The organism is Williamwhitmania sp., assembly GCA_035529935.1.
GTDB lineage: Bacteria > Bacteroidota > Bacteroidia > Bacteroidales > Williamwhitmaniaceae > Williamwhitmania.
This window is the reverse complement of the sequence record DATKVT010000062.1, coordinates 1-20577: the sequence shown is the minus strand read 5'-3', so window position 1 is coordinate 20577 and position 20577 is coordinate 1. Positions and strand designations below refer to the sequence as shown.

The following is a 20577-nucleotide window of genomic DNA, read 5'->3' as shown; positions in this document are numbered from 1 at the left end:
CTAGTTAAGATTCTAAACGACTTAAAAGACATCCCGGGTCCAAAGTTGCTGCATTGCGTTACCGTTAAGGGAAAAGGCTACAAACCGGCAGAGGAAAATCAAACAGCATTTCATGCACCTGGAATTTTTGATAGGATAACTGGTGAGCCCATAGCTTTACAGCCCATCACACCGCTTCCACCCAAGTTTCAGGATGTGTTTGGTGAAACGCTGGTGGAGTTAGCACAGGCCAATTCAAAAATAGTTGGGGTTACCCCCGCCATGCCCAGCGGCTGTTCCATGAATTTGCTTATGGATAAGATGCCCGACCGTGCCTTTGATGTGGGCATTGCCGAGCAGCATGCCGCTACGTTTGCCGCAGGCATGGCAGCAGAAGGCCTTATCCCATTTTGCAACATCTACTCCTCTTTTTCGCAAAGGGCCTACGACCAAATAATTCATGACATTGCTCTACAAAAGCTACAGGTAGTTCTTTGTCTCGATAGGGCCGGCATTGTTGGTGAGGATGGCGCAACCCATCATGGCGTTTTCGACCTCGTGTTTCTTAGAACCATTCCCAACCTCACCATTGTATCGCCCCTCAACGAAGAGGAGTTACGCAACATGATGTACACGGCACAGCTCAACGGTCAGGGTCCGTGGGTTATTCGCTACCCAAGAGGGCGTGGCGAAACGGTAGATTGGATAAAACCGTTCAAAAAAATTGAAGTCGGGAAGGGCAAATTACTACGCGATGGTTTGCAATTGGCAATTCTCAGCCTAGGTCCCTTGGGTAATGTTGCCCTTAAGGCCGCCGAGGAACTATCGCTTATGGACGTTGAAGTTGCAGTATACAATATGCGGTTTATAAAACCGTTGGATGAGGAGATACTAGAAGAGGTTCGGCTCCGTTTCCAAAATGTGATCACAATAGAGGATGGCTCCCTCGCGGGAGGTTTTGGAAGTGCTGTAATCGAATACTTTAGCTCCAAGGAGAGCATGCCTCGGGTGGTAAGAATAGGAATTCCAGACCGATTTATCGACCATGGCACTCCAGCAGACCTTTACCGAGAATGCGGTATGGATTTGGAAGGGATTAAAACCACAGCGTTAGAACTAGTTAAGCAGAATATAAGAGGGAAGGTAGACAGTGCGAAGAAAAAAATATTTTGATGGCTTGAAACTATTAATTATCTTCGCACACCCAATGTTCTTAATGTAATGCCCGGATGGCGGAATTGGTAGACGCGTTGGTCTCAAACACCAATGGTAGCAATATCGTGCCGGTTCGATCCCGGCTCCGGGTACATTAATAACCTAAACCCTCAATTTTTGAGGGTTTTTTTGTACCCAAAACAAGAAAAATGGAAGACACAAACTTCTTCCCTAATGGGGAAAAACAGGTACAACTCGACAAGCGCTACCTTGAGATGGCGCAGATTTGGGCAACCAACTCCTACTGCACCAGAAGGCAAGTTGGTGCCCTTATTGTGAAAGAAAAAATGATAATCTCCGACGGCTATAACGGCACGCCATCCGGTTTTGAGAATGTGTGTGAGGATGAGGATGGAAATACCAAACCTTATGTATTGCACGCCGAAGCCAACGCTATTACCAAGGTGGCCAAAAGCAACAACAGCAGCAATGGTGCCACCCTATACATTACCGCATCTCCTTGCCTCGAATGCTCTAAATTAATTATTCAGGCAGGAATAAAGCGGGTTGTTTTTCTTGAAAAGTATCACAATACCGACGGGCTTGCGCTACTGGAGCGCGCCGGAATAACCGTTGACCACATATTACTTTAAAACCACCCTCGATGAACTACCAAAATACAAAGCGTCAAATTTGGCTCCCACTGCTGCTTGCCATTGCAGTAGTAATAGGAATATTTCTTGGTTTCGGACTGAAGAAAAACCAAACGCCCACAACCCTCTTCTTCCCAAACTCGGGCTCCAACAAGCTTGAAGACGTTATTAAGCTTATACACGACGAATATGTCGACACCGTTTCCACCGCCAACCTGGAAGAGAAAGCAATTGAGGCCATAGCAAAGGATTTAGATCCACACACAGTCTACATCCCTGCTGATAAGTTGGCAGCAGTTAACGAACCGCTGGACGGAGAATTTAGTGGCATTGGAGTTCACTTCAGCGTTAATAATGATACAGTGGTTGTAATATCAACTGTTCCTGGAGGTCCTTCTGAAAAGGTGGGTGTAATGGCCGGAGATCGCATTGTGACAGTAAACGGGAAAACCATTGCAGGGGTTAAAATGAATCAGGATAGCATTGTTAAAAAGCTGCGTGGCCCTAACGGCAGCAAAGTTAAAATTGGTGTTAAGCGAAGCGAAGTTAAAGAGTTGATCGACTTTACTATTACTCGCGATAAAATTCCAATCTACAGCATCGATGCCGCCTACATGATTAACAATTGGATTGGCTACATCAAGGTTGCCCGCTTTGCCCGAACAACCTACCAAGAATTCATGGATGCTACCAACAAGCTACACAAGGAAGGCATGAAGGGCATGATACTCGACCTTAGAGGCAACAGCGGTGGCTATCTCGACCAAGCCGTAGAGATAGCCAATGAGTTTCTGCCAGCAGGCAAGCTTATTGTTTACACCCAAGGTAAGGCGCGCCCAAGGCAGAATCTCTATTCCGATGCAAAATCAAGCTGCATGAACGACAGGCTCGTTATCCTCATCGATGAGTTCTCGGCCTCTGCCAGCGAAATTCTTGCCGGTGCACTTCAGGACAACGATAAAGGAACTATCGTTGGTCGTCGGAGCTTTGGGAAGGGCCTAGTTCAGGAGCAAATTCCCCTTTCCGACAACTCCGCGCTAAGGCTTACAGTAGCGCGATACTACACACCAACTGGTAGAAGTATTCAGAAGCACTACACCTATGGCTCTGAGGATGAATACTACATGGATATCACCAACCGTTATCTTCACGGCGAATTTGAGCAGGTCGATTCTATTAAGTTTGCCGACTCACTCAAATACAAAACTCCTGGAGGCAAGATTGTTTACGGAGGAGGAGGTATCATGCCCGACGTATTTGTGCCGCTCGATACCGTTGGTATTAATCGCTACTTTAGAATAGTATCGGCAAAGAACCTCATTTATCGCTATGCTTTCAGCATCACCGACTCCAAGCGAGCCACTCTTCAAAAGTATAAAACAGTGAAGTCACTCGAAGCCTACCTCAACACGCTTGGTTTGCTGAAGGGATTTGAGGAGTATGCCCGAAAAAACAAGGTCACGCCAAAGCCAGGTGAGCTCAAGGCAAGCGGTAAAATTATTGAAACGCAGCTGAAGGCCTATATAGCCCGCGATATTCTCGACAACGACGGATTCTACCCAATCATCAGCGAAATTGACAATACGCTGCAAAAGGCCGTAGAAATACTGGAAAAAGGCACCGCTGATCTCGGCCCGGTTGGGTCGAGCAGCAAGCTTAATGCATTTGCCTTGCTAAAAACCGTTCCGCAGAAACAGAGCATTGCAGCAAACAAAGGATAGTAGGAAGAAGTCCGGAGGTCCGGAGTTGTGCAGTAGTTTACCTATAGTCTAAGGTCTATAGCCAACAACCTTTGATAGTGACAGGTGATTGAATAGTAATAAGTGACAAAAAACCAAAGTTTGGCTTAACCTTATCAATTAGGAAACAAACTTGCCAAGCAGACGCCTCCCACACTTAGTGGGAGCTTGGTGGGGGTATAAAACCGGAATCGCAAAACCAAAGCCATGCCTTGGCTAACCGAAACTACCAATAGCCTACAAACATATGACTAGCCATAAAACTATTGAGAATCACCTGACCAACATCTGCTAGAAGCTAGAACTCAAAGATGCCAACAATTTCATATCGTTTGCACTAGAATACAGGGACCTGCTTCAAAAAATCATAAAAGGTTAAGCCTTGGTTCTAAATCGAAAATCTTTGGGTAGAAAGGTTAGCCGAAGGCTTTGGTCGTAGGTGAGGTAGCTCCAAACCCAATTGATAAATATCTGAATCTTGTTCTTCAGCCCAAATATGGAACGAAGGTGAATAAACATCCAAAGGATCCAAGCAAAAAGCCCTTGAAAGTGTGCAAATGGCAGATCCACCACCGCCTTATTGCGACCAACGGTAGCCATAGAGCCATAATCACTGTATCGGAATGGTTTTAATGGTTGGCCTTTTTTAAGTCTAACAAAATTTCGCGCCAAATTTCGCGCCTGCTGTATGGCGACCTGTGCAACCTGAGGATGTCCATTGGGCCACTTTTCGTTGGTAATATAAGCAGTATCACCAAGAACAAAGATGTCGTTGGCATTTTGCAGACGGTTAACGCTATCGCAAAGCAGGCGCCTTCCCCGCACCACCGAAGATGTGGGAACACCCTCTAATAAGTTTGCAGTAATACCTGCCGCCCAAACCAGCGTTTTGGTTCTAATACTTTCACCTGATTTAAAAGAAACCAGCCGACCATTATAGTCCACAACCTGCGTTGACAACAGTATCTCCACGCCTAACTTTTGCAAGAACTTCTCAGCCTTTTTTGAAGAGGCAGCCGACATCCCATTGAGCAATTGGTCGGCGGCCTCAACTAAAACTATTCGTATTTTGCTGCAGTCCAACTCACGGTAATCTTTTGGGAAAACATACCGCTTCATTTCGGCCAATGCGCCGGAAAGTTCCACGCCTGTGGGGCCTCCTCCAACAACAACAATGTTCATCTCCGACTCCCTCACCTCTTGATCGGACGTAACCAGCACATCCTCAAAATTATGTAAAATGCTGTTCAGTAATACCAAGGCCTCCGCCACACTTTTCATGGGAATGGAGTGCTCCTCAACACTCTTCATCCCAAAAAACGAGGTCGATGCCCCATTGGCCAGGACTAGATAATCATAATGTACCGTTCCAAGAGAAGTGGTAACCACCTTTTCCTGAGTGTCGATCTTCGATACCTCAGCAATACGAATGAACGTATTATTAAACTTTTGAAAAATCTTCCGGAGGGGAAATGAGATATCCCTAGGTTCTAATCCGGCGGTGGCCACTTGGTAAAGCAGGGGTTGAAACTGGTGGTAGTTGTTCTTATCAATGAGCACCACTTGGTAACCCGAGTATTTTAATTTTTGAGCAAGGGTTAGTCCTGCAAAACCGGAACCAACAATAACGATGCGCTTCTGTGTAGTAATTGGAATGTTTAGCATACAATTAAACAAATATGTCCGCGTAGAAACAACTGTCATGCTATTTCGTTCACAAAGAAAAAACAAAAAAGATGCCCGGGAGAGCATCTTTAATTTAAATAGGGAAATATTTAATTGCTAAATAATTAGCATAGCATCTCCATAGGTTCCAAACCTATACTTCTCCTTCACCGCTTCTCGATAGGCCTCCATTATGCGGTCATAGCCACCAAAAGCACACACCATCATAAGTAAAGTCGATTGCGACAAGTGGAAGTTGGAGATCATCCTATTTGGAACTAGAACCTCATATGGAGGGAAAATAAACTTGTTGGTCCAACCCTCATAGGGTTTCAAATATCCATCGGTGGTAACGGAGGTTTCTAACGTACGAAGCACGGTGGTTCCAACGGCACAAACATTTCGTTTATTTTCCTTGGCCTTATTTACAGTTGAGACCGCATCATCAGAAATACGAATCTGCTCACTGTCCATCTTATGTTTGGTTAGGTCTTCTACATCTACGGTTCTAAAATTTCCCAATCCAACATGAAGTGTAATTTCAGCCATATTAACACCCTTAATCTCCAGCCGCTTAAGCAACTCACGGCTAAAATGCAATCCAGCAGTAGGAGCAGCCACGGCGCCTTCGTGCTTAGCAAAAATGGTTTGGTAGCGTTCCCTATCTTCTGGTACCACGTTGCGTCGAATAAACTTTGGAAGCGGAGTTTCTCCCAACCGGTAGAGTGTAGCCTTAAACTCATCGTAATTTCCATCAAACAAAAAGCGGAGTGTCCTGCCACGGCTGGTGGTATTGTCAATAACCTCGGCTACCAGCGTATCGTCTTCACCAAAGTAAAGCTTATTTCCAATTCTAATTTTTCGAGCGGGGTCAACTAATACGTCCCAAAGTCGCTGCTCACGGTTGAGTTCCCGAAGTAGAAATACCTCTATCTCTGCCCCAGTTTTCTCCTTGTTGCCATATAACCGCGCTGGAAACACCTTCGTATTGTTGAAAACCATCACATCTCCTTCGTCAAAGTAGTTAATTATCTCCTTAAAGATGAGGTGATCTATTTTCCCTGTTGCACGATTAAGCACCATCAAACGAGATTCGTCCCTGTGCTCGGCCGGATTCTTGGCAATAAGTTCTGGCGGCAGGTTATACTTAAATTGGGATAATTTCATAAAAGTTGAATTTGTATTTTTATATACTGAGCGTTATACGAGAAGTTTTTTCACTTGTTTCACTCAGCCGCAAATTTTTCTGTAAATTTTTTCTCCAGCACCTCAAGCGTTAGCGATCTCGCATCGGTAAACTGTCCGCTCGACAACCTTCGGAGCGAAACAAGGTGTGCTCCGCTCTCCAACTTCTCACCTAAATCACGAGCAAAAGCTCGTACATAGGTCCCTTTGCTGCAAGTTAGAACCACATTCACCAATGGCAATTCAATGGAGTCAATGTGGGCTTCCCAAACGGTGATGAGGTTTGGCTTCATTTCAACCTCCTCGCCTCTACGCGCAATTTTATAGGCACGATGCCCTTCTACCATCTTGGCTGAGAATATTGGTGGTATCTGTTCCTGCTCCCCAACTAGGGTTGAAAGAGCCTCCTCAACCTTTTCGCGAGTAATGTGCTCCCATGGGTAAACTTTATCAACCTCCTTCTCAAGATCAAAGCAAGGTGTTGTTGCACCAAGCATAACACCGGCATAATAAGTTTTTGGGTGACTCTGAAGTGCTTCGGCAAGCCTTGTAGCCTTTCTTCCTAGGCAGATAATAAGGACCCCCGTCGCAAGCGGGTCCAACGTGCCAGAATGGCCAACTTTAACATCTCGCAATCCGTAATGCTGCCTAAGCAAAACCTTAACTTTACGCACTACATCAGCGGAGGTCCACCTATAGGGTTTATCTACAATTAGAAATGCACCTGTTTCCTGAACGTTCTCCCCGACCGTATTGACTGGGATACCCTCGTACGCCGCTAAATTTACAACCTCAACCGTTCCCAAACTGCCAGTACCCCTCATTTTAACACTTTAAAAAAAGTGTTACGTTTATTACTCTAAATCCTAATCCTTTTGAGTGGAATTAACACGACACACCTATAATCCCCTATTAAATAGGAGACATTTATCTAAACAAAAAAGTGACAGTTATTTACTTTTTTCCTCCTTTGGCTTCTTCATAATGGCATAGATTTCAAACAGGAAGCCAAACATAACCACAATTGGGGCAACAGTTATCCGCCTAAAGCTGAATATGTCGTAACTAAAAACCTTGGGATCTTGGCTACCTCCACCATACATGAGTATAAAGCCAAGAATAATAATTGCAAAACCAATGAGTAGCAACTTGTAGTTCTCAAAACCAAGGGCGAAATCAAATTTCTTACCCTCAACCTCATTGTTCTTAATCTCCTTCTGTGCCATAGCAATATTTTTTACAAAGTTAACATACTAGTAGTAGAGGTCATCAACTTTGAGCCTCAAAAATTTACGAACGGCAAAAAAAGTTGAGGTGTAGCTTATGGCAACACCAACAAACAAAACTGCACTAAAAAGGACCATAAGTATATTCAGATCAGCAATATCAAGAATTTGCTTCACCTGCTCCTGCCCAAACCAAATTAGTGCAAGTAAAAGTAAATCGGCAATGACACCGGCATAAACACCGTGCAAAATGCCTCGCAAAAGAAAAGGACGTCGAATAAAGCCATTGGTGGCGCCAACCAACCGCATAGTATTAATCAAAAACCGTCGTGCATACACAGAGAGCCGAATAGTATTGTTGATAAGCACCAGCGACACAAAAAGTAAAAGCGCACTAAACGCCAAAACAATCAAGCTTATCTCGCGCACATTATCGTTTACAAGGTCGAGCAGCGACTTTTGGTAGTTTACCTCCTTTATCTGATTGAACGCCTTAAGGTCTTTTTCAATTACTGAAATTGAGTCAGTATTAGCGTAATCAGCCTTTAAGCGTACCTCAATTGATGCCCCCAGCGGATTGTAGCCAAGAAATTGAACAAAGTCTTGACCAAGCTGCTCCTTCATTATCTTGGCCGCATCGTCCTTGGAAATGAAGTTTGTGCTTTTTACGTAGGGCGAGGCATCGAGTGACTTCTGAAGAACGGCAGCATCAACTTCCTTTACATCCTCATTCAGCACCACAGAAAAACTAATATTCTCCTTTACAAAATCGGAGAGCCGCTTTGCGTGCAATAGCAAAAGCCCCACAACCCCCAACGTGAAAAGCACCAAGGCTATGCTAATTATAGAACTCAAGTATGAGGACCGTAAACTTCTCTTTGCATTAACCTGCTGTCCTTCGCCTTTTCTCATTTTCTAACAAATTATTCCTAATTCTTAAGGTAGCGAAACAACTCAAAGCCCAGTGCTCCAAAAACAGCCAGAATAAGAATTAAACTCGAAACCAAGTCGATATTTTTACCAATTGCAAACATCTTCGGCTTAAATACAAACTCCACCTGATGCTCTCCAGCTGGCAGCATCATGGCGCGTAGCACATAATCTACACGAAAATGCGGTGCTGGTTTACCATCGATGGAGGCATGCCATCCTTTTGCATAGTATATTTCAGAGAATACCGCCGGACGGTCAGCTGCGAGATTATATTTGTAGTCAAGCTTATTGGGTTCGTAGCTTGTAAGTTCAATATGGTCTGCCGTATCTGCTGCAAAAGTAACCTTTGTAAACTGGGAAGCAAAACGCTGGTCAACCACCGCCTCTGTGGCCGGGCTGAAGTGGGTAAGTGCATCCATCTCCTCATCTGCATTGGGAACCACCTTAAGGGTATCAACAAACCAAGCATTGCCAAGTGCAGCGGGGTTAAACCGAGCCTCTGGTCCATTTTGTCCTTTCACGATAAAGTAACGCGTGTTGAGCATATTGAGCACAGCCATATTCCCTTCAGAAATCTGATGGTCGATGAGCTCCTGATATCTCCGAAGCTTTGCACCATGATATCCTCCTATAGATTCATGAAAATAGGAGGTGGAGGCATCGTTGAATGGGGAAACGGTAAGATTATAAACTCTGTAGTCGGGACTGGTATCCTTTAGAATTTGCAAATCTGCACTTGAAGGGGTAAACGGAACACTTGCCTGCGAGGCCATCTCAAAATTCTTGCTATTGAGGTAGCGATTGTTAATGGTCCACATGTCCATTAAAATTAGCGCCAGCAAGCCTAGTATAAACACCTTTTTATCTACCTTCTTGTAAACATAGGCCAGCAACAATCCTGCAGCAAGCAGCACATATACAAGCGACCTAAAAGCATCGGCCTTGAGCATGGAGGCTCTATCGGACCACAGCGCTTCAGCGATATTATGCGGCCATTGTGCTTCGAAGCTGGTATTAAAGTCGAAGATGCCACCTGCAAATAGCAGGAAGAAAAGTGCAATGCCTGCTGTTATAGAAAGGCTCCACTTAAATGCATGAAGAAATTGGTTCTTGTCAAAATCGCCTGAAACAATTGGCTTTAAGGCAAGAAAGCCAATAAATGGAACCGTGAACTCGGCAATCACCAAAATCATGCTAACGGTTCGGAACTTATTGTAACCGGGAACATGGTCGAGGAAAAAGTTGGTAAGAGGCATTAGATTATTTCCCCACGCAAGCATAATGGCCAAAACAGTAGCACCTAGCAGCCACCATTTCAGGCTTCCACGCAGGAAAAACATTCCGAAAAAGAAGAAAAAGACCACAATGGCTCCAAGATAAACAGGTCCAGAAGTCATAGGCTGAGGGCCCCAGTAAGCAGGTACCGATTGTGCAATTTCAGCAGCATTAGGCACACCACTTGAAGACAATGTTTTATATAGTTTGCCGTCGGTACCCACGCCGTTCATGGAACTCCCTCCCATCAGGTTTGGAATAAAGAGGTCGAAGGTTTCCCACTTCCCGTAACTCCAGGCGGTGGCATAATCCTTGTCGAGCCCAGAGGTTTGGTTATCCTTGTTGTGGGTGAGCTCGCTCTTCCCCCTTATAGAATCCTTTCCGTAATCGTAAGTAAACCATAGCGACGAGAAGTTGGCACCTATGGCCAAAATTGAAGCAACAATAAGAACCGCCGAGCCCTTAACAAACTTATCCCATGTTTTATGCTTAACGGTGTGGTATACGATGTAGCCAATTAAAAACAGCACAAGAATGGCACCGTAGTAGGTAATTTGCAGGTGCCCTGCATTAATTTCAAGCCCCAGAAAGAGACCGGCCAATGCGGCCCCCAGCAGGTAGCGCCCCCGATAGGCAAGCCATATTCCCGCAATCATGGGGGCAATGTAGCTAAGGGCATCCATCTTGGAGTTGTGCCCGGCCTGCAGTATTATGAAGAAGTACGACGAAAACCCAAATGCGACAGCCCCCACCAGCGCAAGCCAGCAATCAACACCAAAGGCAAGCAGCAGGATGTAAAACCCTAGCATGGTCACAAAAATGTAGGCTGCGGGACGTTGCCCTATCTGGATAACATTTTCGACATACTTTAAAAGGTTGGTTTTGTAAACGGTAGAGATTAGGTATGCTGGCATTCCGCCAAACATACTATTTGTCCACAATGCCTCCTCGCCAGTTTTTGCTCTAAAGTCGCTAATCTCCTTCGACATACCAATGTACATCTTATTGTCGTGCTGACTGAGCACTTGTCCGGAGAGCTGAGGGTAGAAGTAGGCATACGAAATGGCCAAGAAACTTGCAACGGCAACAATGTGTGGCCAAAATGATTTAAGCAGGTTGTTTTTCACGCTAGTAACAGGTTAGTTGTTCAACAATGTGTCCACAGTAAAAAATTCAAGTTGAACGCTTTCCAGCAGTTGGTAAGCCATCAACCCGTTGCATTATTATTCAGTTTTCAACATACTAAGGTAACCTATTTTTACTCGCCAAAGCAATAGCAATTTAACTTTCAGCGATATTTAACCAATATTAAGATTACCTGTGTACTAAATTTAGTTATGGTTTATCCGTGTGTTAAGCTGGCAGTTATACTGTCCATGCTAAGAGAGTTTGAGCAACCTTAAGTGCTGCCTTCCCTTTCCCATAAAGATTCACAGAAAAATCGTTTTTCCTCAACATCATCTCCTTGAATCCCTTATAGATGAGTTCATCATTGGCACCAGCAAGCATGTTGTAGCCTCCTTCAACCAACTCCACCCACTCTGTTTGTTCGCGCAGCGTAACGCAGTTTTTTCCAAAGAAGAAAGCCTCCTTCTGCACACCACCGCTATCGGTCATAACCAAGCTACAGGCCTTAAGCAGTTCAACCATGTCGAAGTAGCCAACCGGTTCAACAACCTTAAATTCTGGCACAATCCTCTCCTTGGCGGTCATACCCAGCGTTCTAGGATGCAGGGGTGCAACAACAGTAATCTCCTTGTTTATTTTATTCAAGGCACCAATTAACGAGCGCAGCAACTCAGGATTATCGGTATTTTCCTGACGGTGAACTGTGGCAAGCACAAAAGGTTTACCCTTCAACTCTAACTGTTGAATGATGTTTGAGAGCTGAGCCGCTCTCTCAGAATAAAAGAGGGCTGCATCCTGCATCACGTCGCCATTCTTCTCAATTTTGATGTTGAAGTTATCATATCCCTCGAGCTTGAGATTGGCCAGAGCGGCGTCAGTTGGACAAAACAGCACGTTTGAGATTCGATCGGTGAGTATCCTATTAATTTCCTCCGGCATATCCATGTTGAACGAGCGGAGACCCGCCTCGACATGCACTACAGGTATGTGTAACTTGCGGGCGGCCAACGCTCCTGCAAGAGTACTGTTGGTGTCGCCAAAAACCATAACACCATCGGGACGCTCCTTCAGCAAAACCGTTTCGATATGCTCCATCATTCTCCCCGTCATGGCGCCATGGGTAAGGCTATGGATATCGAGGTTGTAGTGTGGCTTTGGAATCTCCATCTCGTTGAAAAAAACCTCTGACATATTTTTGTCAAAATGCTGGCCCGTATGCACCAGCACCTCTTCTATACCCACCTCTTTTAGCCTGCGACTTACTGCAGCTGCTTTAATAAATTGAGGACGGGCACCAACAACGGTAAGAATTTTCTGCATAACAATTAGCCTAAAAAATATCTACTGTTTCAAAAAAATCACTCCTTGGAAAAAGGGTTAATAATAACAATGGCATCACCTTAACTTGTGTTGCTCCACTACCTCCTCCATTACCATTGCCAGCTTGCGGGTCAACTCCTTTCGGGAGTATAGCGCCAAATCCTGTGGTTCAACAACCAGCAACCCTTTTCTAAATTGCTCCAATGCGCCTACAATGTATTGCTTTATTTCATTCACTTCGTCAAAATCGAATACCTTCCCAGCCTTTGTCTGATGCAAAATATCTGCCATCTCCCCGTCCTTGGGACCGATGGCCAAAATGGGACGTCCTGTTGCCAGGTATTCAAAAAGTTTTCCTGTCACAATACCCTTTGCCGTTGGTGTGTTGTTTACCAGCAGAAGCAATATACCTGCGTTTTGCTGCTCCTTAATGGCCTCCATGTGAGGTATGTAAGTAACGTACTCCACTAGGTTAGCAAGTTCATTTTTCGCCACAACCTGGGTAACGGAGTGGTCAACTTTACCAACCAACTTCACCAAAATATGCTCAGCTATTGATGGCTGCTCGCGAATCAACTCTCCTAGTGCGGTCCAAAAGGCCAGTGGATTGCGGGTTTCACCCAATGTTCCAATGTGGACAAAGGATAGCTTTTCGCCAAAAACAGCGGTGGATTCCACCATATCAGCCTCGTCGAAACCATTGGAAATAACCACAACCTTCTTTGCCCCTTTACTAAGAAAATCTTCCTCCATGGCCTTATTCACCGTAACAACCAAATCAGCTGTCTGAACAACCTTACGCTCTAAACGGTGATGAATTGAATCGGCAATGGAGGTAAGCATGAGTTCATGGTAAAAATCGATATTTGTCCAAGGATCGCGGAAGTCGGCCACCCATGGTATTCCCAGCGACTTCTTCAGACGACGACCAATGAGGTGCATGCTGTGTGGCGGACCTGAGGTCACGATAAGGTCTACCGGGTCTTCGGCTAGCATCTCCTTAAGAAATCTCACAGATAGTAAAACCCAAAATACACGCGGGTCGGGAATAAAAAAATTGCCCCGAATCCAAACCGACACCTTTTGGGCAAAGCTTGGCTTACTGCCATCGGAAATAAAGTTGGCAGCAACACGGTCGGTTGACTTCATTCCCACAAATCGCTTGTAGAAATTGTAAGGTTCTCGAATGGGAGTCTTAATAATGGTTGTTCCGGGCGGAATCTCGTCCAGCAACGACCTGTCCTCAACGGGAATTTCGGGATTGAGCGGAGTATAGACCAGCGCCTCCCAGCCCATCATGGAGAGGTACTTCACAAACTTTAGCCAGCGCTGCACACCGGCACCCCCAGCCGGCGGCCAGTAGTAGGTAATCACCAATACTCTGCGCAAAGTTTTCTCCATTTTAATCCTTTCTCCAAATACTTAAAGAGGCTTCAGCTAATGGGTAAAAACAAGCCGGAAGCCAACAGAGCCTCCGGCCTATGCCATGGTAATATGGCTATAGTTTTGTCAATATTGCTCTAAAGCTAACCCGCTCCTCCACAATCTGGCGAACACGCTCAATAGGTATGCGCTCTTGTACCATTGTGTCACGCTCACGAATGGTAACCATTCCATCCTCCAGCGATTTGTGGTCAACAGTTATACAGTAAGGCGTTCCAATGGCATCGTGACGGCGATAGCGCTTGCCAATGGTGTCCTTCTCCTCGTATTGGCAGTTGTAGTCAAACTTAAGGTCATCCATTATTTTGCGAGCCAATTCCGGCAATCCATCTTTTTTCACCAAAGGAAGCACAGCCACCTTAACAGGAGCAAGGGCTGGTGGAATTCTCAGCACTACGCGCTCACCATCGTCCACCTTCTCTTCCACATAGGCAGCTGAGAGTACCAGTAAAAACATTCTATCAACCCCAATGGAGGTTTCTACCACGTATGGCACATAGCTTTCGTTGGTTTCTGGGTCAAAGTATTGCAACTTCTTACCGGAGAACTTCTGGTGGTTGCCCAAGTCGAAGTCGGTGCGGGAGTGAATACCCTCAACCTCCTTAAATCCAAAGGGGAATTCAAACTCAATGTCGCTGGCAGCGTTGGCATAATGCGCCAGCTTATCGTGATCGTGGAAGCGATACTTGGCCGAGTCAAGGCCCAGTGCCTTGTGCCAACGCATACGGAATTGCTTCCAATGCTCGTACCACTTCATCTCCTCACCCGGACGGATAAAGAACTGCATCTCCATTTGCTCGAACTCACGCATTCGGAAGATAAACTGCCTAGCAACAATCTCATTTCTGAAGGCCTTCCCAATCTGAGCAATTCCGAATGGGAGCTTCATGCGTCCCGTTTTCTGTACGTTGAGGAAGTTCACAAAAATTCCCTGTGCTGTTTCTGGCCTTAGGTATATTACGTTTGCCTCCTCGCTTACCGAGCCAATCCTTGTTTCGAACATGAGGTTAAACTGCCGAACTTCGGTCCAGTTACGGGTACCAGAAACTGGGCATGCAATCTCCAAATCGATAATCAGCTGCCGAACACCTTCGAGGTCATTCTCCCCAAGGGTTTTCACCATCCGCATTCTCACCTCCTCTATCTTCTGAAGGTTTTCCTGTACACGGGGATTTGTTTGGCGGAACATGGCTTCGTCAAAAGTCTCGCCAAAACGCTTGCGAGCTTTCTCAACCTCCTTTTCAACCTTATCTTCAATTTTAGCCATGTAGTCCTCGATAAGGACGTCGGCACGGTAACGTTTTTTGGAGTCCTTGTTATCGATTAGTGGGTCGTTGAACGCTCCCACGTGCCCCGAGGCCTTCCATATTTCGGGGTGCATGAATATGGCAGAGTCGAGCCCAACAATATTTTCGTTGAGCTTTACCATGGCATCCCACCAGTAGCGCTTTATATTGTTTTTGAGCTCTACACCATTTTGACCGTAGTCGTACACGGCGCTAAGCCCATCGTAAATTTCACTTGAGGGAAAAATAAACCCATACTCCTTGCAGTGCGCAATCAGCTTTTTAAACAACTCCTCCTGAACCATAGCTTTATTTAAAAGTTCTACACTATTAACAGGCAAAAGTAATCGATTTCTTGGTATTGCAGATAGGTGCTTACAAGAATATGCTAAGGATTATAGGGTTCAATGACCTCGAGGTAGAGGTCTTCAACCTTTTTGCGAGCCCATGGTGTTTTTCTAAGAAACTTTAAGCTCGACTGAATGGAGGGATCAATGTTGAAGCAATTAATGTCTATTCGGTGACCAAGTTGCTCCCAACCGTAGTGGTCGACCAGGCTTACGAGTATCATCTCGAGCGTTTTTCCGTGCAGCGGATTATTCTTTTGGATCTCCATACTTCAATATAATTAACCACCAACTTACCGTATTAAAAAGGCCTCACTGAAGGTGAGGCCTAGGCACTTAAATGACTTGTAGTATTTAAACTATGCTAGCTTAACATTTACTGCATTTAAACCTTTTCTACCTTCTTGAAGGTCGAAAGTTACTTTGTCGTTTTCTCTTACTTGATCTTTCAAGCCAGATACGTGCACAAAGTATTCATTGCCTGAATCTTCGTCTTTAATAAAACCAAAACCTTTGGTCTCGTTAAAAAACTTTACTGTTCCGTTGTTCATTCTACTAAAAAATTAATTTGCACAAAGTTAGGCATAAAAAATTAATAATCGGAAAAAATAGAAATAAAATCACTTTTTTTCTTCATTTAAGCATTTTTTTGGCTACCGGTGAAAACCTTGACCGACAAATTCAAGAGCCGGACCAATTCCAGTTCGCCAGTAGCTCCAGGTGTGTCCACCATCGCGAACACGATACTCATGGGCAATACCCTTATCGAGCAACAGGATGTGCAGCGCTGAATTTCCTCGTGCTAGGTGGTCGTCGTCGCCGCAGTCGATCCAAATTCGCAAGGTTGCAACCTTGGCAGGATCAATATTTTGCACAATGGTTAACACACTATTACTATACCAATGCTGCGGTAGACTATCGGATACCAACGGTCCATACACGGAATCAAGGTCGTAGGTGTTGTTCAAAAGGCGGCCCTTAATCTCCTTATCGGTTAGAACCGCTGGGCTCAAGCCCGCACATGCCGAAAACAAGTCGGGATGCTTAAAACCATATATCAGTGCGCCATAGCCACCCATCGAAAGACCAGCAACGGCACGAAACTCCCTCGTAGGTCGAGTGTGGTAGCTGGCATCAATAAAGGGTATGAACTCCTTAATAAACATATCCTCGTAACGGACTTTCCCAGTGTAATCGTTCACATACCAGGTTACCTTGGCGTTTGGCATAACCAAAATCATGGGCGGGATGGTACCGCTGGCAATACCTGCATCCATTATCCTGTTAATTTCGCCAAACTGTATCCAAGCCGACTGGTTGTCGGAATAGCCATGCAGCAGGTAAACTACAGGATAGCGACGCTGTGAGGCATCATAATCGGGAGGAAGGTAGAGTGCATAGTTTACAGGTTGCTTAAGAATTTTACTTTCGAAGGAAAGCCCTTCAACAACTTTTCCATGGCTAATATCCTGAGAGAAACTTGGGATTCCAAAACCTATGGCCAGCAGAAGTAAAAACAATACTCTTTTCATCACTATTTCTTTTTATTAATTCACTACGTTGGTAAACAGTGGGCAAGGTAACCAAAAAGCAGGCAATGATGAAACATTCGCACCAGGCAAGTTCCACAAAAGAGAGAACCTACTTAATAAATTATGCTGACTTATAGAAAATCAACATCAATTGTGTACATTAGTCGGTCAAATGATTTACTATGACGAAGCCTCTCTCGATACTTTTTGCCCTAATCATTTACCCTCTTTTTCTTTCGGCAGGAGGTAACGAAACAGACACCCTAAAGTTGATTAACCAGCTCCCAACAGCCGACCCTGCTCAAAAGGTGACGCTGATGCTACAAATTAGTTGGACACAAAGGAACAGCAACACACCACGATCGTATTACTGGGCGGACCAAGCCCTTCAGGCAGCCCAAAAGCAAAGCATAAGCGAGTTGACAGCTGAATGCTACTTCTCGCTTGGCTACCTAGAGTATTTGAGCAACAATTTCGACCCAGCCCTCAACCATCTCCAAAGAGCTCTTAAACTTTACCAGCGGGTGGGGGTTAAGGCAAGCGAAGCAAAAGCGCTTAACAGAATAGGCAATGTTTACCAGCTAAAGGGGAGCTACCGTGATGCCCTCAGCGCATACAACCATTCGTTGATACTTGGCAATGAAATTGCCGACACCGTTGAAATTGCAAGAAGCCTAACCAACATTTCCAGCGTTTACAGATTGTTCGGAAGGTATACAGATGCACTTGAGCTAAGCCTTCAGGCGCTCGACCTCTATGAAAAAACCAAAGACAATGAGGGTATCGCATGGACCGCCCTCAACATTGCCCGTCTGTTTCGTATTTCCAATGAGCCAGAAAAGGCCTTCGAATATTTGGATAAATCGTTGCGTGGCTACAAGAAGCTTAATAATGGTAAGGGTGACCTCAACGGCATTATACTTTGCATGTCGGAGCAGGCTGCTATTAACCTCATGCTTGGTAAAATTGATGTAGCCTTTCAGCAGAACCTTCATGTGTACATAGCCAACGTGGCATCGGGTAATGAACATGGTGTAGCCATGGCAAAGGGTATAAATGGAATTATCCTTTACAAGCTGGGGCGCTACGCCAAGGCTGAACAAAACATTGCGCAGGCACTGGAGATAAAACAAAGAATTGGCGACAGCCTCGATTTGGCAATGCTTTACCGATATCTTGGGCTGGTAAAAATTAAGCAGAAAAGAGCAAAGGAGGCAATCTCCTACTTCGATAAAGCTGATAAGATAGCCCTCAAGCAAAATCTGAAGCAAGATTTGAAAGATATTTATCTTGGTCAAACTTTAGCCTACTCCATGGCGGGGAATTTAGACGAGGCCATTCGCAAGTATGTTGCCTTTTCGAGCCTCCGCGATAGCCTTAACCGCCAGCAGGTTACCCAAATGGAGGAGAAATATGCGCTCGAAAAGCAGATGAAGGACAAGGAACTCCAGCAGCAACACCTCGATGCGGAGCAACAATCGAGATTGGAGCGACAAAAAATTATCTCCATTGCCGTTGGAGCAGGACTTATTCTAGCGCTTGCCTTTGCTTTTCTGCTGCTAAAGCGAAACGAAGAAAAACGGCGCAGCAACTTGCTTCTTGAGCAGCAGAACCGGGAGATACTAAATCAGAAGGAGGAGATTGAGGCGCAGCACGAGATTACTACCCAGCAACGGGACAAGATTGCAGGTCAACAGAAAGTAATTACCGACAGCATACGGTATGCCGGACGAATACAAACGGTGATGCTGCCCGACCAGCAGGCACTATCGAGGGTTTTTGCCGATCATTTTATTCTCTACCGACCCAAAGCGTTTGTTAGCGGTGACTTCTACTGGATTTCGGAGCAGGAGGACTATTGTCTCTTCTCGGCTGCAGATTGCACCGGGCACGGCGTTCCGGGTGCGTTCATGAGCCTGCTGGGAATCTCCTCGCTCAACGAGCTGGTAGCCCGCAACCAGCTAACCGATCCCTCAGCCATTCTCAACCTAATGCGCGATACCATTGTGGAAACGTTGCACCAAACGGGTTCGGCGCACGACCCGCTCGACGGCATCGACATGGCTCTCTGCTCATACCACAAGAAGAGCCACATGCTCTCCTTCTCTGGCGCCTACAACTCCATTCTCATTGCCCGTAAAGCCGACGGCCCCATTCCGTTCGAAACCGCCACCTTAATTACAGAGTGTGAAGGAGTAAACCTGTGGGAGCTAAAGGGGCAGAAGATGCCAATTGGTTTCCATCCCTTGATGGGAAGACCTTTTATAACTGCAACCACACAGATACTCCCCGGCGACAAAATTTACCTCATGAGCGATGGCTACGGGGATCAGATGGGTGGTCCAAAGGGAAATAAGTTTCTGCAGAACAACCTCAAAAAGTATATTGCTGAAATCCAGCAGCTACCCCTAGCGATTCAAAACGAAAATCTCGACAACGCACTCCAAACTTGGATGGGCCACTACAAGCAGGTTGACGACATTTTAATAATGGGGATTGTGCTGCCTTAAGGGAGCTATCGCAAAAAATTAGAGATCATCGCAAAGAACAGATAGCATGGTTCATTCAACAACATGCATAGCCCACGGTTGAAACCGTTTACCTGTCGTACCTTCGGCACTTCAAATCAACCTATTGCCCATTTGCTACCATAATGCCGTGCCTTCGGCACTTGAATTTAATTCGCTCAAACATAGTGTAGATATGAGTCCCGAAGGGACGAAAGTATGGTAGATATCTGCCATTTTTAGAGGCGAACAAGTGCCGAAGGCACGGCAGAACTATGGAGGGAAGGAATACTCGGGTTCGCTAGCGATGGCCTTGATACAAGAACAAAACGTTTTGGATCTTCCATTCCACCCATACCATTGAACCCCATAGCTCACGGGTTCAACCGTGGGTTCCCAAAATAGATTATGAAACATAACCGTTTCAACGGTTTACCTGAGTGTAGTATGGACGAAGACAGCCGCATAGTTTTCCCTAATAATAATTATCATAACAAGTCCTTATTCGTCGTAAATCATAATTAACTACGCTAGTATCCCCAGGGAATCCGGACTTATCAATATACTCAAATTTTACATCACGTAGACATAGCCTCCCTCTATTAGTTGCTATATTCAAAAGCACTAATTGTGAAAACTTTCTATCACCAATAATTAAAGTATCATTTTTTAGCGCATAAATGTAAGGATGCATATAACCCTCATCAATACACTTTATCCTAAACTTAAATACTATTTGTTCATTCTTCTTAACAACATAATAACAATCACTCAACGGTGTAGCATTTGTATTGAATAAGAAAAACTTGTTCTTAAGTAAATCAATAGATAAACTATAACGGTCTTTCCCCTTGCTATACTCACCAATTACTCTATATCTAATAATGTAAAATACTAACACAAATTGTAAACTTAGCAATGTTAATAAGATAGCCATTCCTTTCAAGGAAAAAACCCATAAAAAAAAGGCATCAAACTTATAAATCCATTTCATTTTCAACAAACGCTTGGGTGAAATATTTTTGTGTAATATACTGATATTCTATTTCTTGAATAATAACAATATTGAATTAGGCATTCAGCCAATACGGATAAATGTAGTATTTTAGGGGTATAAATGATTTAGAGTATGGAGAAGAAGTTCGACAGCCTTACTATTTTCGAGTTTCAGCAGCGATTCCCCGATGAGGATGCCTGCTTGGCC

The 20577-nt window shown here is 44.9% G+C and carries 17 protein-coding genes and 1 tRNA gene; 5 read left to right on the top strand and 13 right to left on the bottom strand.

The features are described 5' to 3' along the window. From VMW01_04425 to VMW01_04410, 4 genes are all read left to right on the top strand, one after another. Positions 1 to 1152: transketolase C-terminal domain-containing protein (locus tag VMW01_04425; GenBank protein ID HUW05485.1), on the top strand; the 1152-nt coding region annotated here is incomplete at its 5' end. Positions 1153 to 1202: 50 nt separating this feature from the next. Beyond that, positions 1203 to 1286 (top strand) — tRNA-Leu (locus VMW01_04420). A gap of 57 nt (positions 1287 to 1343) precedes the next feature. After that, the gene (locus VMW01_04415; protein HUW05484.1) at positions 1344 to 1787 is read left to right on the top strand and encodes a dCMP deaminase family protein; all 444 of its coding nucleotides are present in this window, start codon (positions 1344 to 1346) and stop codon (positions 1785 to 1787) included. An 11-nt stretch (positions 1788 to 1798) separates the two neighbouring features. Then, entirely contained in the window at positions 1799 to 3508 is a 1710-nt protein-coding gene (locus VMW01_04410) for a S41 family peptidase (GenBank protein HUW05483.1), read from the top strand. Between the two features lie 393 nt (positions 3509 to 3901). Here the strand turns inward: VMW01_04410 and VMW01_04405 are convergent, their stop codons facing one another. From VMW01_04405 to VMW01_04350, 12 genes are all read right to left on the bottom strand, one after another. Continuing rightward, positions 3902 to 5191: an NAD(P)/FAD-dependent oxidoreductase gene (locus VMW01_04405; protein ID HUW05482.1), complete on the bottom strand. Its 1290-nt coding sequence runs from the start codon at positions 5189 to 5191 to the stop codon at positions 3902 to 3904. A 117-nt stretch (positions 5192 to 5308) separates the two neighbouring features. Next, on the bottom strand, positions 5309 to 6358 hold the full coding sequence (gene queA / locus VMW01_04400; protein HUW05481.1) for a tRNA preQ1(34) S-adenosylmethionine ribosyltransferase-isomerase QueA: 1050 nt from the start codon (positions 6356 to 6358) through the stop codon (positions 5309 to 5311). A gap of 59 nt (positions 6359 to 6417) precedes the next feature. Continuing rightward, a complete protein-coding gene (gene truB / locus VMW01_04395) occupies positions 6418 to 7200 on the bottom strand; it encodes a tRNA pseudouridine(55) synthase TruB (protein HUW05480.1) in 783 nt (260 codons plus the stop codon). A 126-nt stretch (positions 7201 to 7326) separates the two neighbouring features. Next, positions 7327 to 7602, bottom strand: a complete 276-nt coding sequence (locus VMW01_04390; GenBank protein HUW05479.1) for a DUF3098 domain-containing protein — start codon at positions 7600 to 7602, stop codon at positions 7327 to 7329. 27 nt (positions 7603 to 7629) lie between these two features. Continuing rightward, entirely contained in the window at positions 7630 to 8514 is an 885-nt protein-coding gene (locus VMW01_04385; GenBank protein ID HUW05478.1) for a permease-like cell division protein FtsX, read from the bottom strand. Between the two features lie 17 nt (positions 8515 to 8531). After that, the gene (locus VMW01_04380) at positions 8532 to 10937 is read right to left on the bottom strand and encodes a YfhO family protein (GenBank protein HUW05477.1); all 2406 of its coding nucleotides are present in this window, start codon (positions 10935 to 10937) and stop codon (positions 8532 to 8534) included. A gap of 238 nt (positions 10938 to 11175) precedes the next feature. Continuing rightward, complete coding sequence (gene wecB, locus VMW01_04375; protein ID HUW05476.1) at positions 11176 to 12258, bottom strand: UDP-N-acetylglucosamine 2-epimerase (non-hydrolyzing); 1083 nt, start codon at positions 12256 to 12258, stop codon at positions 11176 to 11178. 75 nt (positions 12259 to 12333) lie between these two features. After that, positions 12334 to 13659 carry a glycosyltransferase gene (locus VMW01_04370; GenBank protein ID HUW05475.1) on the bottom strand — a complete coding sequence of 442 codons (1326 nt, stop codon included), beginning with the start codon at positions 13657 to 13659 and terminating at the stop codon, positions 12334 to 12336. Between the two features lie 97 nt (positions 13660 to 13756). Next, positions 13757 to 15328: a glycine--tRNA ligase gene (locus VMW01_04365; protein HUW05474.1), complete on the bottom strand. Its 1572-nt coding sequence runs from the start codon at positions 15326 to 15328 to the stop codon at positions 13757 to 13759. Positions 15329 to 15375: 47 nt separating this feature from the next. After that, positions 15376 to 15603 carry a VF530 family protein gene (locus tag VMW01_04360; protein HUW05473.1) on the bottom strand — a complete coding sequence of 76 codons (228 nt, stop codon included), beginning with the start codon at positions 15601 to 15603 and terminating at the stop codon, positions 15376 to 15378. Between the two features lie 90 nt (positions 15604 to 15693). Beyond that, a complete protein-coding gene (locus VMW01_04355; GenBank protein ID HUW05472.1) occupies positions 15694 to 15885 on the bottom strand; it encodes a cold shock domain-containing protein in 192 nt (63 codons plus the stop codon). Positions 15886 to 15987: 102 nt separating this feature from the next. Further along, a complete protein-coding gene (locus tag VMW01_04350; protein ID HUW05471.1) occupies positions 15988 to 16866 on the bottom strand; it encodes an alpha/beta hydrolase-fold protein in 879 nt (292 codons plus the stop codon). Between the two features lie 182 nt (positions 16867 to 17048). Here VMW01_04350 and VMW01_04345 point away from each other — a divergent pair, with 182 nt between their 5' ends. Beyond that, positions 17049 to 19376: a tetratricopeptide repeat protein gene (locus tag VMW01_04345; protein HUW05470.1), complete on the top strand. Its 2328-nt coding sequence runs from the start codon at positions 17049 to 17051 to the stop codon at positions 19374 to 19376. Between the two features lie 472 nt (positions 19377 to 19848). Here the strand turns inward: VMW01_04345 and VMW01_04340 are convergent, their stop codons facing one another. Next, the gene (locus tag VMW01_04340) at positions 19849 to 20367 is read right to left on the bottom strand and encodes a hypothetical protein (protein ID HUW05469.1); all 519 of its coding nucleotides are present in this window, start codon (positions 20365 to 20367) and stop codon (positions 19849 to 19851) included. Positions 20368 to 20577: the final 210 nt, after the last annotated feature.

What these genes read in the sequence shown, in the direction of transcription:
- VMW01_04415 (HUW05484.1), top strand. Translation starts at nt 1,344, where the DNA reads ATGGAAGACACAAACTTCTTCCCTAATGGGGAAAAACAGGTACAACTC.
- VMW01_04410 (HUW05483.1), top strand. Translation starts at nt 1,799, where the DNA reads ATGAACTACCAAAATACAAAGCGTCAAATTTGGCTCCCACTGCTGCTT.
- VMW01_04405 (HUW05482.1), bottom strand. Translation starts at nt 5,191, where the DNA reads ATGCTAAACATTCCAATTACTACACAGAAGCGCATCGTTATTGTTGGT.
- queA (HUW05481.1), bottom strand. Translation starts at nt 6,358, where the DNA reads ATGAAATTATCCCAATTTAAGTATAACCTGCCGCCAGAACTTATTGCC.
- truB (HUW05480.1), bottom strand. Translation starts at nt 7,200, where the DNA reads ATGAGGGGTACTGGCAGTTTGGGAACGGTTGAGGTTGTAAATTTAGCG.
- VMW01_04390 (HUW05479.1), bottom strand. Translation starts at nt 7,602, where the DNA reads ATGGCACAGAAGGAGATTAAGAACAATGAGGTTGAGGGTAAGAAATTT.
- VMW01_04385 (HUW05478.1), bottom strand. Translation starts at nt 8,514, where the DNA reads ATGAGAAAAGGCGAAGGACAGCAGGTTAATGCAAAGAGAAGTTTACGG.
- wecB (HUW05476.1), bottom strand. Translation starts at nt 12,258, where the DNA reads ATGCAGAAAATTCTTACCGTTGTTGGTGCCCGTCCTCAATTTATTAAA.
- VMW01_04370 (HUW05475.1), bottom strand. Translation starts at nt 13,659, where the DNA reads ATGGAGAAAACTTTGCGCAGAGTATTGGTGATTACCTACTACTGGCCG.
- VMW01_04360 (HUW05473.1), bottom strand. Translation starts at nt 15,603, where the DNA reads ATGGAGATCCAAAAGAATAATCCGCTGCACGGAAAAACGCTCGAGATG.
- VMW01_04355 (HUW05472.1), bottom strand. Translation starts at nt 15,885, where the DNA reads ATGAACAACGGAACAGTAAAGTTTTTTAACGAGACCAAAGGTTTTGGT.
- VMW01_04350 (HUW05471.1), bottom strand. Translation starts at nt 16,866, where the DNA reads ATGAAAAGAGTATTGTTTTTACTTCTGCTGGCCATAGGTTTTGGAATC.
- VMW01_04345 (HUW05470.1), top strand. Translation starts at nt 17,049, where the DNA reads ATGACGAAGCCTCTCTCGATACTTTTTGCCCTAATCATTTACCCTCTT.
- VMW01_04340 (HUW05469.1), bottom strand. Translation starts at nt 20,367, where the DNA reads ATGAAATGGATTTATAAGTTTGATGCCTTTTTTTTATGGGTTTTTTCC.